The following is a 13393-nucleotide window of genomic DNA, read 5'->3' as shown; positions in this document are numbered from 1 at the left end:
TATTATTCTTGGGTTACATCGTCTTTTTCTTCGATCACTTGACCATCACGTACTATTTTGTAAGCACCTTTTTTCCCATCTTCTAATTCAAAAGGGATTTGAACCTCACGATCACCAGTAATATCTAAAGTTTGATAAATATTTTTTATTTGATGACTTTTATCTGAAATATAGATCTGAACCTTGTTGCTTTTTCCCTGATTGGTTTCCTCAAACGGGAGCTTAACAGACACAGCAAACTTAGAGGTGCTATCCGCTAAAGAAGAGGATGATGAGGAAGATGACGAACTTTCTGCCGAAGATTCTTCTTTCGCACCGTCAGAGATCGTAACACTAATAGTATCTCCCTGATTAAGCACAGTTCCTGCTGCAGGTTCTTGTTGCATAACGATACCTTCGTCATATTTATCAGAATTTTCCCGGGTCACATTCAAAGTCAACCCTTTTTCGTCAGCATAGTCCTGCGCGCTTTTTAGCGTATAATTCAACAAATCACGTAATTCAAAACTCTTTGCTCCTTGGGAAACCTGGAAAGTAACAGCGGTTTCACCCATTACTACTTTCTTTTTAGCAGAGATACTTTGAGATTTGATCTCACCTTTCGGTATCTTTTGAGAAAAGACTTTTTCAGATTGAACGGTGACTCCCCTTTTTTTCAATTCTTTCTTAACTTGAGAGTATTTTTGCCCTGTATAATCACCAAATTTTTCTTTTTTAGGACCTTTGGAGATCTCTACATCTACTAAAGTTCCCTCCTTGATTTCTGTTTTGGCTTTAGGCCGCGTTCTGATAACTTGACCAAAATAATAAGTATTGTTGTACTTTTTGGTGACCTTTCCGAGTTTTAAATTAGCATCTTTTAGACTTTCAGTAGCCTCAGAAGTCGTCATTCCCTTCAATTGCGGCACAGAAGTATCTTTGGGGATCATAGCATAAGAAAGTCCAGTCCCTACTAAAAGAACCAGCAAAAAACTCAAAACAAAGAGCCACCTCTTCTTTTTACTCCACTTTTTCTTTGTTTTTTTGCTAATTTGATCTTGGTCAAAACCTTCATCTGCAAGAGACTGATCCTTGTCAGACAACTCACTATCTGAGGGAGGTAACAACACTTTAGTCTCATCATCATTTTCAAATGAAGGCAGCCATTTACTTTCATTTGCCCTGCCTGGAGACAAACAAGTCCGTAGATCCCCGGCCATTTGTTCAACCGTTGTGTAACGATCTCTTAGGTCTTTAGCAGTCGCATGAAATACTACATTCTCCAATGCTTGAGGAACATTGGGTTCTTCTTGCCTAACTGAAGGCATTGCTTCCTTATAATGTTTCATAATGATCGAAACAGCATTTTCGCCACGATAAGGCACATGCCCAGTCAACATTTCAAACAAAATGATACCCAAAGAATAAATGTCAGCTTGCTTGGTAACAATGCTGCCCCGCGCTTGTTCAGGAGAAATATAATGCACGGAACCCATAACAGTATTTGTTTTAGTCAATGTAGAGGAAGAAACCGCAAGTGCAATCCCAAAGTCAGTTATTTTTACATTTCCTTCTTGGTCGATCAAAATATTTTGCGGTTTAAGATCCCGGTGGATAATGCCATGCTGATGAGCGTCACCAACGGCTTGTAGTATCTGCTGCATGATTTCTAAAACTCTAGTTAATGAAAAGGGATATTCTTGTTTGATATACTGCTTTAAATCCATCCCTTTCACATATTCCATTACAAGATACTGGTTACCATCTTCTTCACCAATATCATAGATCATAACGATATGAGGATCGGTCAATTCTGTTAAAGACATGGCCTCGCCTTGAAATCTTCGCACAGCAGTAGGATCATCACGCATATCTAAGCGTAACAATTTAACCGCAACAGAACGCTTAAGTATCAGATCATAGGCAACATAAACATTAGCCATGCCTCCTTCGCCCAAGACATTGACTATCTTATAGCGGCCATTCAAAACATAACCTGTTTCCATTAACTGACCTCCTTATTTTCAAAGGAAATCAATAAAGCAGTGATGTTGTCAGCACCGCCTGCTTGATTAGCAGCTTTGATCAGTTGCTGGCATTTTTCTTTCAAACTCAACTTTTTTTGTCCTAGGATCGCAGCGATCTGCTCGTCTTCGACCATATTCGTCAAACCGTCAGTACATAAAAGCAGCTTCCCCGGAACTATTTCGCACAATTTCTGATCTAAGCGCGCATCTTTCGAAACTCCTAAAGTTCTGGTAATGATATTTTTTTGCGGGTGGATACGTGCCTGTTCTTTGCTGATCTGTCCATTTTTAACCATCTCGTTGACTAACGAGTGATCTTCTGTCAGCTGAGTTAGACGTCCTTCGTTGAAAAGGTAGCACCGGCTATCGCCAATGTTTGAAATCAATAATCTTTTTTTAAGAATAACCACGCAAACTAATGTGGTGCCCATTCCCATTAAAGAATCATTTTGATCGGCAGAATGTAAGATCTTCTTATTTTCCGACACTGCTTGTTTTTGTAACCAAGAATAAGCATCATTAGGCATCTCAAAACTAGTCTGTTCGAATTCGTAGCCAATATTAGAAACAGCCATTTCAGATGCAACTTCTCCTCCTTGATGCCCTCCCAAGCCATCAGCAACGATTGCTAAAGAAACTCCAACTTGATTTGTAAAAAAACCAACGAAGTCTTCATTTTTCTGTCTGGAGCGTCCAACGTCACTTAAATAGGAATATTTCACTTCTCACACCTCATTTTTGTTTAAAAAGAGTAGCAATAAAAAAGCCATCCGAATCATAGTCGTCCGGGTAAATCGTCAAGGATAAAGACTGACGTTCGTCTTTTAAATGATACTTCGTTGTTGTTTTGACTTGTACAAAATCTGGATTTGCAGTCAAAAACTTATCAACTACTGCTTGATTTTCAGTGCTTATAATAGTGCAAGTACTATAAGTCAACTGACCACCCTTGGCAACTAATGGAGCAGCAGCTTGTAAGATCGATAATTGGACCTGAGCCAACTTGGTCGTATCTGCCAAACTTTTTTCATATTTGATCTCAGGTTTGCGTCGTAATAAACCCAGGCCAGAACAGGGAGCATCAACCAATACCTTGTCAAAAGTCTCTCTAGAATATTTTTCAGGACTTTTTCGAGCATCTAATGCTCTTGTTGTTACACTCTCGCTGAGATGCATCCGGTCTACATTTCTTTGGATCAAACGTAATTTATTTTTATGGATATCAAGTGCTTCAACATGTCCGTTATCATTTAAATGTTCCGCAATTTGTGTTGTTTTTCCTCCTGGTGCAGCACACATATCCAAGACTTGATCATCTGGCTGAATATTCATAGATTCAACACTCAAGCTCGCACTTTCATCTTGAACAGTAACTTGGCCGGCTTTGTATGCTCTACTTTGCGGGATAAAGCCGCCCTGCACTAATAAAACAGCTGGCGAAACCCGACTCGGTGAAACATCAAACCCCTCGCTTTTTAAGATTTGTTGGACTTCTTTTGGGTCGCTGATCTTGTTGTTAACACGAACGCTTTGGGCAGGTGTTTTTAAAGTTGACTGAAGCAAAGAGCTAACTTTTTTAGGATCTAATTCAATTAGCAGCCTATCAACCAACCAGCGAGGTGTACTCGTCTGCACGCTTAACTTTTCAACTGGATCTTTGATCTCAGAAATTTTTGGTAATCCCTGACGCGAAACAGCATGTAAAACTCCAGTCACAAATCTTCTCGTTCCTTCATGACCCATTTGTTTAGCGATCTCGATCGCCTCATTAAAAATTGCATGTTCAGGTATACGGTCCAGATACCCAAGCTGGTACACAGATATCCTTAATAACTCTTTGACCCACAGATCAAGTTTCTTAGGCTTTTTTAAAAAAGGCTTCAGAAAAAAATCCAAAGTTAGCTTATTTTGAATCGTTCCATACACCAAATTAGTATATAAATTTATATCACGGCCCACAAGCTTACCAGCAGCTACAGTTTGGTCAACAACCTTATTCGAATAGGAATTTTCTTTTTCGATCCGAGTTAAGTCATTTACTGCGAGATAGCGCGGACTATTTTTTATTTTACTTGTCATCTGAGATCAAAACCTGCCCCTTTTCTAGCTTCTGGTTCAATCCATTTAAATAGTCGGTCACAGTTAAACGTTGTTTGCCTGCAGGTTGTAATTCATTGATCTGGTAGACCGTACCTTTAGCCGCAGCAACCGTTAATTGATGTTTGGTAACTTCAATGATCGTCCCTGCTGCTTGTTCGGTTCTTTTTTCAAGAGGATCAACATTCCACAATTTTGTCCGTTTACCAGCAAAGTTCTCAAAAAATGCACCCGGCGCTGGACGTAGTGCCCGGACCTTCCAGTCTATCTGTTCAGCAGTCAGTGAAAGTAAGAGTTGTTCTTCTTCAGGTTTGATCGTTGGTGCAAAAACAACTTCATCTTCATTTTGTGGAGTTGAGTTTAAGTTACCCGCGATCAATGCAGGTAATTTTGCTAGCAGCAGATCACGGCCTAAAAAGCTTAATTTTTCAAATAAGCTTCCAGTATCATCACTCATTGTGATCGGTAATTCTGCTTGACCAAGCATTTCTCCCGCATCCATTTTTTTGATCATATAAATCAAGGTGACACCAGTCTTATCATCACCATTCACTAGCGAATATTGTACCGGAGCACCGCCACGATACTTAGGCAATAAAGAGCCATGAACGTTGATTGCTGCAATTTTTGCGCTATTCAATAACTTGCTGGGTAAAAATTGCCCATAAGCAGCGGTCACGATCAAGTCAGGCGCAAGGTCAATAACACGCTTCATTTCTTCACTGCCACTGATTTTTTCCGGCTGCAGTACTTCGATATTATTTTTCACAGCAACTTCTTTAACAGGAGAAGCAGTTAAACGGTGTTTTCTTCCTACGGGGCGATCGGGCTGCGTAACGACTGCTTTAACATCATAAGCTTGTTTTAATAACCCCTCTAATACTGGAACTGCAAATTGCGGCGTTCCCATAAAAACGATTGAAGTCATACATCCACATCCTTAATTTCTATAAAATATAATTACTTTAGATAAAATCGATCGGATCTCGATCAATTTTTAGTTTGAGTTTTTGTCTAGCCTCTTTTTGACTATTCAACAGTAAATCTTCCAAAAATGCATCCAGCTCCGGTTCTTTTTTATACTTGATGACTAATTGATAATAAAACTGATTATTAATTCTCATGATAGGTTTTGGCGTTGGCCCGAGAATAACAGCTTGTGAGGATAATACTTGTTTTAATTGTCCGTCGATCTCAAACATCTTCTTGGCTACATCTGCTTCGTTAGGTCCGCTTGTTACTATCTGGGTAGTAAAGAAATACGGAGGATAACCGCCACGATGGCGCATATTCATTTCGATCCCAAAAAACTTCTCGTAATTCTGTTTTTTCGCTAACTGAATGGCATAATGTTTTGGATTGAATGTTTGAATGACGACCTGACCTAGTTTATCAGCTCGACCTGCACGACCACTGACCTGTGTTAAAAGTTGAAAAGTTCGTTCAGCCGAACGAAAATTAGGTAAGCTCAGAGATGTATCTGCATTTAGTACTCCGACTAATGTTACATCCGGAAAATCTAATCCCTTGGCGATCATCTGTGTTCCTAATAAAATATCAGCTTCTTTGTTTCCAAATTGACGTAATAGTTTGGCATGAGCACCCTTACGTCTTGTGGTATCAACATCCATTCGCAAGATCTTTGTTTCAGGCAGCAATTGTTGCAATTCTTGTTCCACTTTTTCTGTCCCAGTCCCATAATAGCGGATTTTCTTGCTTTGACAACTAGGACAAGTTCGAGGGATCGGTTCTTCATGTCCACAATAATGACACTTCATAGAGTGCGAATCCATATGAAGTGTCAATGATATGTCACAGTTAGGGCATTTTAGGACAAAACCGCATTCCCGACACATAATAAAGGAAGAATATCCGCGCCGATTCAGCATTAGCACAACTTGTTCTTTTTGTTCAAGGCGCTGTTTGATCGCATCTAACAGTGGTGTTGAAATATCAACGGCTGGTGCTCTTTTTAATTCTTGTCTCATATCGATCAACTGAACTTCAGGCAATGGCTGTCCGTTGATTCGTTCATCCAAACGGAGCCATTCATAAACTCCCTTCTGTGCTCTTGCACGCGATTCTAACGAAGGGGTCGCACTTCCTAAAACAACTGGGCAATGATGCCATGATCCCCGTTTGATGGCGACATCACGGGCATTATATTCTGGCATATCTTCTTGCTTATAACTGGTTTCATGTTCCTCATCCATGATGATAATGCCAATATTTTCTAATGGCGCAAACACAGCCGAACGAGCGCCAACCACCACGGTAGCTTCATTTCTTTCGATCCTGCGCCATTCGTCATATTTTTCTCCTTCAGACAGACCACTGTGCAACACAGCAACATTTGAACCAAAACGAGACTTGACCCTGCGCACCATTTGCGGAGTCAAAGAAATTTCAGGCACTAACATCAAAGCTGTTTGCTTATTTTTTAAGGCGCATGCGATCGTATACAGATAAACTTCCGTTTTGCCGCTGCCCGTTACCCCCTGAAGTAAAAAAACTTTATCTTGCTGCTGAACTATTGAGTGATCTATCCGCTCAACCGCCTTTTGTTGAGCAGCTTTCAATTGCTTAGGCTTAGTTCTTTTAATTTCAGCATCGCGATAAGGATCACGATATTTCTCGACTTTTTCTTTTTTTAACCAGCCTTTTTTTTCACCCTGTGTGAAGACCGCCGCTGACAAACCCGTTTTTTTTATGGCATCTTTTTGTGTCAGAATTTGTGAACCCATTTTTCCTAAAAAATCTAATAAGAGCCGTAACTTGTCTGCGTTCACCCGTAACAATTCTTTTTGTTTCTGGACCTCTTGAGCATTTAACAGACTTTTGATCGCTGTAACTTTTTTTGTGCGTGCACGGTCATGAACTTGATAAATAACTTCTGCTTTTTTTTCGCGACTGAGCTTTGAAAGTTTTTTAAAAACATCCGCTGATAATTCTTTACTGTCAAATTTTACTTCATTTTGTTCATCGAACAACTGCTTGACCTCTTCTGAAACCTCTGTACTAGTCAGTTTGATCGTTTTATTGTAGCTAGCACGCATAGCTGCTGGAAGCATGACCTGTAAACACGAAATTTTAAATGAAAATGTCCACTTAGCCAACCAACTCGCCATTTCTAACATTTCGGTGTTTAAAACTGGGGTTAGGTCTAAGACTTCCTCGATTTCTTTGATTTTAAAAGAAACACCTGGTCGTTTAGAAAGGATCTTGGTGGTAAATCCCAAAATTTTTCTTTTTCCAAAAGGCACAATGACACGCATTCCGGGAAATACTTGACCTATCCATTCTGTCGGTATGGCATAAGTATATGGTTGATTGGTTTGCATTGAAGGCACATCAACTATTACCTCGGCAAATTGTTCACTCACGTCTTTCCCCTCTTTACATCTTATAAACTAGTCAGTTCGTCCAAGATCTCATCTGCAATTTTGTCTTTACTGGTCTTTGCGATCAACTTAGGTTCTTTTTTTGGTCTTAACAACCGAACTTCATTGTCGGCTTCATTAAAGCCAATATCTTTGCGAGAGACATCATTCAAAACTAACATATCCAAATTTTTTTTAACTAATTTTTTATTACCATTTTCTATTAAATTTTGCGTTTCGGCTGCGAATCCTACTAACTTTTGATGCGTTTTAATGTGCCCTAAATCAGCTAAAATATCAGGATTGGCAACCAGATCCAAATGCATGCTCTGACCATTTTTCTTGATTTTTTGCTTTGCGATCTGTTTCACATGGAAATCCGAGACCGCAGCCGCCATAATAACCACATCGTTTTGCTCAAATTTTTCCTTAACTTTTTGCTGTAATTCTTTGGCAGATATAATGTCTATTACTGCAACACCACTTGGTTTAGACAACTGAGTCGGCCCACTGACTAAGGTCACATTTGCTCCGCGATCAGCTGCTTTTTGAGCTAAAGCATATCCCATCTTACCGCTTGAATGATTTGTCAAATATCTGACTGGGTCGATTTCTTCAACCGTCGGACCAGCCGAAATTAAAAGATTAACGCCAGCAAGATCTTGCTTAACAGTGATTTTTTCGCTGATCCAATGAAAAATTTCTTCCGGTTCTGGCATTCTGCCTCGACCACTATAGCCTTCGGCGAGAAACCCAGTTGCTGGAAACATGACACTCACACCATCGTCTTTTAATGTATGAACATTTCTTTGAGTTGAAACTTGTTGCCACATATTTTCATTCATAGCAGGTATCACAAATTTAGGAGCGCGTGTGGCTAATATCGCCGTAGATACAAAGTCATCTGCAAGACCGTTCGCCATTTTCGCTAAGATATTAGCTGTGGCTGGGACAACTACAGCAATATCCGTCCAATCTGCGAGCGCGATATGCGGTACAAATTCTTGATCCTCTGTTGGCACATGGTCGGTATAAACATGATGAGTCGATAATACTTCAAAAGTTTGCGCAGTTACAAACTTTTGGGCGGCACTTGTCATTGCAACTTTGACCTCAAACCCCGCTTTGATGAAGGATCGCACCACCTGTGCTGCCTTGTAAACCGCGATCCCACCAGTAATATACACAGCAATATGTTTCTTACTCACGTTCTTCGTTCCTTTCACTGATCGATATTACCCTTTATTGTATCAATTTTACCTGTAATAAAAAAGTGTTCATTACTTTAATGGGGACAACAACCTGAACCCAAACAAAAGTAATGAACACTGGATAAAAAGAATCTATTGTTTTTTAGTATCAGAAATCTTTAAATCGCCAGCTTCGACCTCTTCTAAAGCACGTCCAACATTTTTCTCAGAAGTATATTCACCTAATAAAGGCATTGCTCCATCATCAAGTTCATGTGCACGTTTAGCAGCCAGCATCACCAATGAGTAACGAGAATCTACTTGATCTAATAGCTTGTCTACTGAAGGATATAAAATCATTTTAAAGCATCTCCTAATTGTTTTTTATAGTCTGGTAAGAAACGTTTTACACGCCAACGTTCAGCTCGGATAATAGTTTTGATCTTTTCAGCCGCAGTTGGGACCTGATCATTAACAACAGCATAATCATAATTCTGCATCATTTCTATTTCACCCACAGCTTGGTGCATTCGCTTATCGATGGTTTCTAAGTCATCAGTACCGCGATGAACGATCCTTTGCCGCAATTCCATTAAATCAGGCGGGGTCAAGAAAATAAATAAACCGTCCGGGACTTTCTCTCGAACTTGCATTGCACCTTTGACTTCAATTTCTAAAAAGACATCCTTACCGGCATCTAACATCTCATTCACATATTTTAAAGGTGTTCCATAATAGTTGTCAACGTACTGTGCATATTCAAGCATTCCGCCAGTTTTGATCTCATTTTCAAATTCTTTTTTTGAGACAAAATAATAGTCCTTACCATTGACCTCTCCTGGACGCATCTTTCTGGTAGTCATTGAAATTGAATAATCAAAATTATTTCCTGGTTGTGAAAAGATCTCTTTTCTAACGGTTCCCTTCCCCACTCCAGATGGGCCCGAAAGCACGATCAACATTCCTCTTTTAGACATGCACTAAAACTCCTCAAATAAATATTTACCTTCTATCATGCACTTTTTACTTATTTTTTTCAAGTACGACAAGCAAGAAATGGCAAGAAAATTTTATTTTTCTCATGATTTTTTCAAAAACTAGTCTATAACATCTCTCGGAAAATAATATGTTTAAATGATGAGCGAATGTACATTTTTAGAACAACAAGAAATATTTGCGAAAAACAAAACTTTGAACTTGCGTTCGGGAACTTTTGTTCTATAATGGTAAATGTAAGCAAACAAATGTTCAACCGATCGCTTTATTATTTTTAGAAATGTTTTTAAAAATCAGGAGGTAAAAACATGAAATATCATTTCATTGCACTCTTACGAGCAAAGGCCTTTTTTTATTTTCAACTTTTACTAACAAAATGGAATACATTTTTCGATCCAGCACAAGTCTTAGAACAAGAACAAATTCCTTCAATGCCTGAATTTCAGATCGATTCATTCATTGAAAAAGCAATTCAAAATAACATTCCTGTCAAAATCAACGTCCAAGCTGGTCAACACACTGAGAGTATTGAAGGACAGTTGTTTAAAGACTTTCGTCATCAAGACACCTTCTTCATGACAACACCAGAAAATCGTAAATTGATCCGCATTATTTTCAAAAAGCAAATCACTGCGATCTCCATCAGTGGTAGTTTTAAATCAACGATCAGAACAGCAAGTTCAAGCGATTATCCTTTCAAATTAAGAAAAACATCCTAAAAAAAAGCAACTCATTTAAATGAGTTGCTTTTTTTACGACATTTTATAATTAATATTGTTCGAAATATTGTTTTCTTTCCCATTGTGAAACATCCTGGCGATATGCTTCCCATTCGATTCGCTTACCTTCAAGAAAACTTGCAGCTAAGTGTTCACCAAGAGAATTCAAAATAACATCATCCTTTTTCAATGCTTTTAATGCATTATGCAATGTAGAAGGAAGGTCTACAATATTATTCGCATGTCGCTCTTCTTCCGTCATAACATAGATGTTCCGGTCGATTGGTTTAGGGGGTTCGATTTTATTACGTACACCATCTAGTCCGGCTTCCAGAATAGTTGCAACGGCTAAGTATGGATTAGCAGTTGAATCAACACTGCGTAATTCCAAACGAGTTGAACCTCCACGTGCGGCTGGTACACGAATCAAAGGAGAACGATTATGTCCTGACCAAGCCACATAAACAGGTGCTTCATAGCCTGGTACTAACCGCTTATATGAATTAACGATCGGATTAGTAATAGCCGTAAAATTACGAGCATGCTTTAATAATCCGCCTAAAAAGTACATCGCGTCTTCTGAAAGTCCAGATTCAGCAGATGCATCGTAAAAGACGTTTCCACTGTCATTGAATAATGACATATTAACATGCATTCCAGAACCATTAATACTGGTTAATGGCTTTGGCATAAAGGTTGCATGTAAGCCATGTTTGCGTGCTACTGTTTTCACTACAAGCTTGAATAATTGAATGTTATCAGCAGCATGTAAAGCATCAGCATACTTAAAATCTACTTCATGCTGGCCAGGAGCAACCTCATGGTGAGAGGCCTCAACATCAAAACCTAAACGTTCAAGTTCAAGAACGATCTCGCGCCGACAATTTTCGCCTAAGTCAACGGGAGCTAGGTCGAAATAGCTTCCCTGATCATTCAATTTAGTAGTCGGATCATTCGTAGTTGGATCCAGCTTAAATAAGAAAAATTCAGGTTCAGTCCCGATGTTAAAATCAGTATAGCCCAGATCTTTCATTTCACGCAAAACTCTGATCAAATTGTTTCGTGGATCGCCCATAAAAGGTGTCCGGTCAGAATTATATACCTCGCAAATCACCCCAGCTATTTTACCGTACTCACTACCCCATGGGAAGATAGTCCAAGTTGACAGATCTGGGTACAACCACATGTCACTTTCTTCAATTCTTACAAAACCATCTATAGAAGAACCGTCAAACATAATTTTGTTATCCAACAACTTGTCTAACTGGCTAACTGGAACTTCAACATTTTTGATCGTGCCATACAGATCTGTAAACATTAACCGTAAAAACTGAACATTCTCATCCTTAACAATTCGGCGAACATCATCTTTAGTGTACATTGGTTTAGCCATTTGCATACTCCTTTGTTTTTGACCTACAGTTTCTTTTTATGGACAGAAAGTTTATCAGCTCGGTCAGCCAATCCACCAACAGCTTTGATTTCTTCACGTAAAATACGCCGAACATCCGTGTCAGTCAATGACTTTTGCATCTGATCTTGTTTTGCGTGTTCACGTTCTTTTTGCTGTTCATAAATGTGTCTGATTCCAGCCATATTTATCCCTTCGCTTAAATAATCTTTGATCTCAAGTAATTGATCCACATTATTAAGTGAATACATTCTCCGATTACCTTCATTACGCTCAGGGATCACTAAGCCTTGCTGCTCGTAATATCTAATTTGTCGCGCAGACAAATCAGTCAATTTCATTACCGTTCCGATCGGTAAGACTGAAAGTGAGCGCCTTAACTCTTTTTCTTTCATAAAATCCCTCCCGAAACTACTCATCCATAATATCAAGTAGTCCAAAGCTTGTCAATATTTTATGTCATATTTTATAACACGAAAATAATTCCTGATTTATAAGAGCTAAACTCATATTTTTAATACTTTTAACTTTTTTTATTTCTATTTTTTCAACTATACCAAAGTTAAACTTTACTTTTTTGGATAGACTTTTGATACACATAGTTTTATTTTATCCATTCAGTAACTATCTGCTCTATCTTTGCTATTTCTTGCGGATTTTGTACTAAATCAAACCACGAAACATTCATTCGATTTCTAAACCAGGTCAGCTGCCGTTTTGCATAATGGCGTGAATTTTTTTTGATCAGTTCAACACATTGCTCAAGTTCTGCTTCTCCTGCAAAAAAAGGAAAAAGTTCCTTATAACCGATACCCTTTCCTGCTGGCAGCTCACCACCGCCATCTTGATAAAGCTGACGTGCCTCTGGTAATAATCCATCATCCATCATGTGCTCGACTCTCGAATTGATCCGCTCGTATAATAATTTTCGGTCTGTATTTAGTCCGATTATTAATGGATCTAATTTTCTTGATCCGACATCATTTTGTTTTGAAAATAATTCTCCTGTTTGCAAATAAACTTCTAAAGCTCTAACCACACGGCGCACATTGTTGACTGGTATTTTTTGGGCAGCTTTAGGGTCAACTTTTTCCAAGCGGTCCCACAGAGCTTTGTTGCCATGCGACACAGCGAATTTTTCTAATTCTTTTCTGATATCCTGGCCTACAGGGGTATCCGGGCTTCCTAAATTAAAACCATCTAGCAAAGCTTGTATATACAAACCTGTTCCACCTACAATTATCGGCAAATGCTGCTTTGTGGCAATCTTTTTGATTTCTTTTTCACTGTTATCCACAAAATCAGCTACTGAAAAAGGCTGGTCTGGTTTTAAAATATTCAAAAGATGATGATCGATCCCATCCATTTCACGCTCTGTCACCTTGGCTGTCCCAACATCTAAACCTTGATACACTTGCATCGAGTCGCCTGAAATAACCTCACCATTAAATAAATGTGCTAATTTGATTGAAAGGTCCGTTTTTCCAACAGCCGTTGGCCCCACGATCACTAACACTTTTTGCGCCAAATTTTTTCACTCCCTGAGCTAACTTTTTTGCTATTATTCCTGATATCTTTTTAAGCAAAAAGGAAA

At 38.9% G+C, this 13393-nt stretch carries 12 protein-coding genes; 1 reads left to right on the top strand and 11 read right to left on the bottom strand.

The features are described from left to right. Positions 1-2: 2 nt before the first annotated feature. The 8 genes from pknB to gmk form a co-directional block, all read right to left on the bottom strand. A complete protein-coding gene (pknB, locus tag BQ5903_RS05205) occupies positions 3-1985 on the bottom strand; it encodes a Stk1 family PASTA domain-containing Ser/Thr kinase (protein ID WP_079579012.1) in 1983 nt (660 codons plus the stop codon). After that, on the bottom strand, positions 1985-2728 hold the full coding sequence (locus BQ5903_RS05200; protein WP_010496241.1) for a Stp1/IreP family PP2C-type Ser/Thr phosphatase: 744 nt from the start codon (positions 2726-2728) through the stop codon (positions 1985-1987). Before BQ5903_RS05200 ends, pknB begins: the two co-directional genes overlap by 1 nt. A 10-nt stretch (positions 2729-2738) precedes the next feature. Next, complete coding sequence (gene rsmB / locus BQ5903_RS05195) at positions 2739-4085, bottom strand: 16S rRNA (cytosine(967)-C(5))-methyltransferase RsmB (protein WP_010496244.1); 1347 nt, start codon at positions 4083-4085, stop codon at positions 2739-2741. Further along, a complete protein-coding gene (fmt, locus tag BQ5903_RS05190; RefSeq protein ID WP_010496246.1) occupies positions 4075-5031 on the bottom strand; it encodes a methionyl-tRNA formyltransferase in 957 nt (318 codons plus the stop codon). The genes rsmB and fmt overlap by 11 nt, the downstream gene beginning before the upstream one ends. Before the next feature lie 37 nt (positions 5032-5068). Further along, entirely contained in the window at positions 5069-7486 is a 2418-nt protein-coding gene (priA, locus tag BQ5903_RS05185; RefSeq protein WP_269147256.1) for a primosomal protein N', read from the bottom strand. A gap of 20 nt (positions 7487-7506) precedes the next feature. Further along, positions 7507-8691 carry a bifunctional phosphopantothenoylcysteine decarboxylase/phosphopantothenate--cysteine ligase CoaBC gene (coaBC, locus tag BQ5903_RS05180; RefSeq protein WP_056988094.1) on the bottom strand — a complete coding sequence of 395 codons (1185 nt, stop codon included), beginning with the start codon at positions 8689-8691 and terminating at the stop codon, positions 7507-7509. A gap of 135 nt (positions 8692-8826) precedes the next feature. After that, a complete protein-coding gene (gene rpoZ, locus BQ5903_RS05175; RefSeq protein WP_010496254.1) occupies positions 8827-9033 on the bottom strand; it encodes a DNA-directed RNA polymerase subunit omega in 207 nt (68 codons plus the stop codon). Continuing rightward, positions 9030-9650, bottom strand: coding sequence for a guanylate kinase (gene gmk, locus BQ5903_RS05170; RefSeq protein WP_056971066.1), 621 nt, complete (start codon positions 9648-9650; stop codon positions 9030-9032). The genes rpoZ and gmk overlap by 4 nt, the downstream gene beginning before the upstream one ends. Before the next feature lie 327 nt (positions 9651-9977). Here gmk and BQ5903_RS05165 point away from each other — a divergent pair, with 327 nt between their 5' ends. Further along, positions 9978-10388 (top strand): hypothetical protein, encoded by a 411-nt coding sequence (locus tag BQ5903_RS05165; RefSeq protein ID WP_056988066.1) that lies wholly within the window; start codon positions 9978-9980, stop codon positions 10386-10388. Positions 10389-10437: 49 nt separating this feature from the next. Here BQ5903_RS05165 and glnA read toward each other — a convergent pair whose 3' ends face one another. The 3 genes from glnA to miaA form a co-directional block, all read right to left on the bottom strand. After that, positions 10438-11781, bottom strand: a complete 1344-nt coding sequence (gene glnA, locus BQ5903_RS05160) for a type I glutamate--ammonia ligase (protein ID WP_010496264.1) — start codon at positions 11779-11781, stop codon at positions 10438-10440. A gap of 23 nt (positions 11782-11804) precedes the next feature. Further along, complete coding sequence (locus BQ5903_RS05155) at positions 11805-12194, bottom strand: MerR family transcriptional regulator (RefSeq protein WP_010496265.1); 390 nt, start codon at positions 12192-12194, stop codon at positions 11805-11807. Positions 12195-12403: 209 nt separating this feature from the next. Continuing rightward, entirely contained in the window at positions 12404-13327 is a 924-nt protein-coding gene (miaA, locus tag BQ5903_RS05150; RefSeq protein ID WP_010496266.1) for a tRNA (adenosine(37)-N6)-dimethylallyltransferase MiaA, read from the bottom strand. Positions 13328-13393: the final 66 nt, after the last annotated feature.

The organism is Ligilactobacillus acidipiscis, assembly GCF_900116935.1.
Classification (GTDB): domain Bacteria; phylum Bacillota; class Bacilli; order Lactobacillales; family Lactobacillaceae; genus Ligilactobacillus; species Ligilactobacillus acidipiscis.
Note: the sequence above shows the minus strand (reverse complement) of the source record. Positions and strands in the feature narration are given on the sequence as shown.

What these genes read in the sequence shown, in the direction of transcription:
- BQ5903_RS05165 (WP_056988066.1), top strand. Translation starts at nt 9,978, where the DNA reads ATGAAATATCATTTCATTGCACTCTTACGAGCAAAGGCCTTTTTTTAT.
- BQ5903_RS05155 (WP_010496265.1), bottom strand. Translation starts at nt 12,194, where the DNA reads ATGAAAGAAAAAGAGTTAAGGCGCTCACTTTCAGTCTTACCGATCGGA.
- rpoZ (WP_010496254.1), bottom strand. Translation starts at nt 9,033, where the DNA reads ATGATTTTATATCCTTCAGTAGACAAGCTATTAGATCAAGTAGATTCT.
- gmk (WP_056971066.1), bottom strand. Translation starts at nt 9,650, where the DNA reads ATGTCTAAAAGAGGAATGTTGATCGTGCTTTCGGGCCCATCTGGAGTG.
- pknB (WP_079579012.1), bottom strand. Translation starts at nt 1,985, where the DNA reads ATGGAAACAGGTTATGTTTTGAATGGCCGCTATAAGATAGTCAATGTC.
- fmt (WP_010496246.1), bottom strand. Translation starts at nt 5,031, where the DNA reads ATGACTTCAATCGTTTTTATGGGAACGCCGCAATTTGCAGTTCCAGTA.
- rsmB (WP_010496244.1), bottom strand. Translation starts at nt 4,085, where the DNA reads ATGACAAGTAAAATAAAAAATAGTCCGCGCTATCTCGCAGTAAATGAC.
- glnA (WP_010496264.1), bottom strand. Translation starts at nt 11,781, where the DNA reads ATGGCTAAACCAATGTACACTAAAGATGATGTTCGCCGAATTGTTAAG.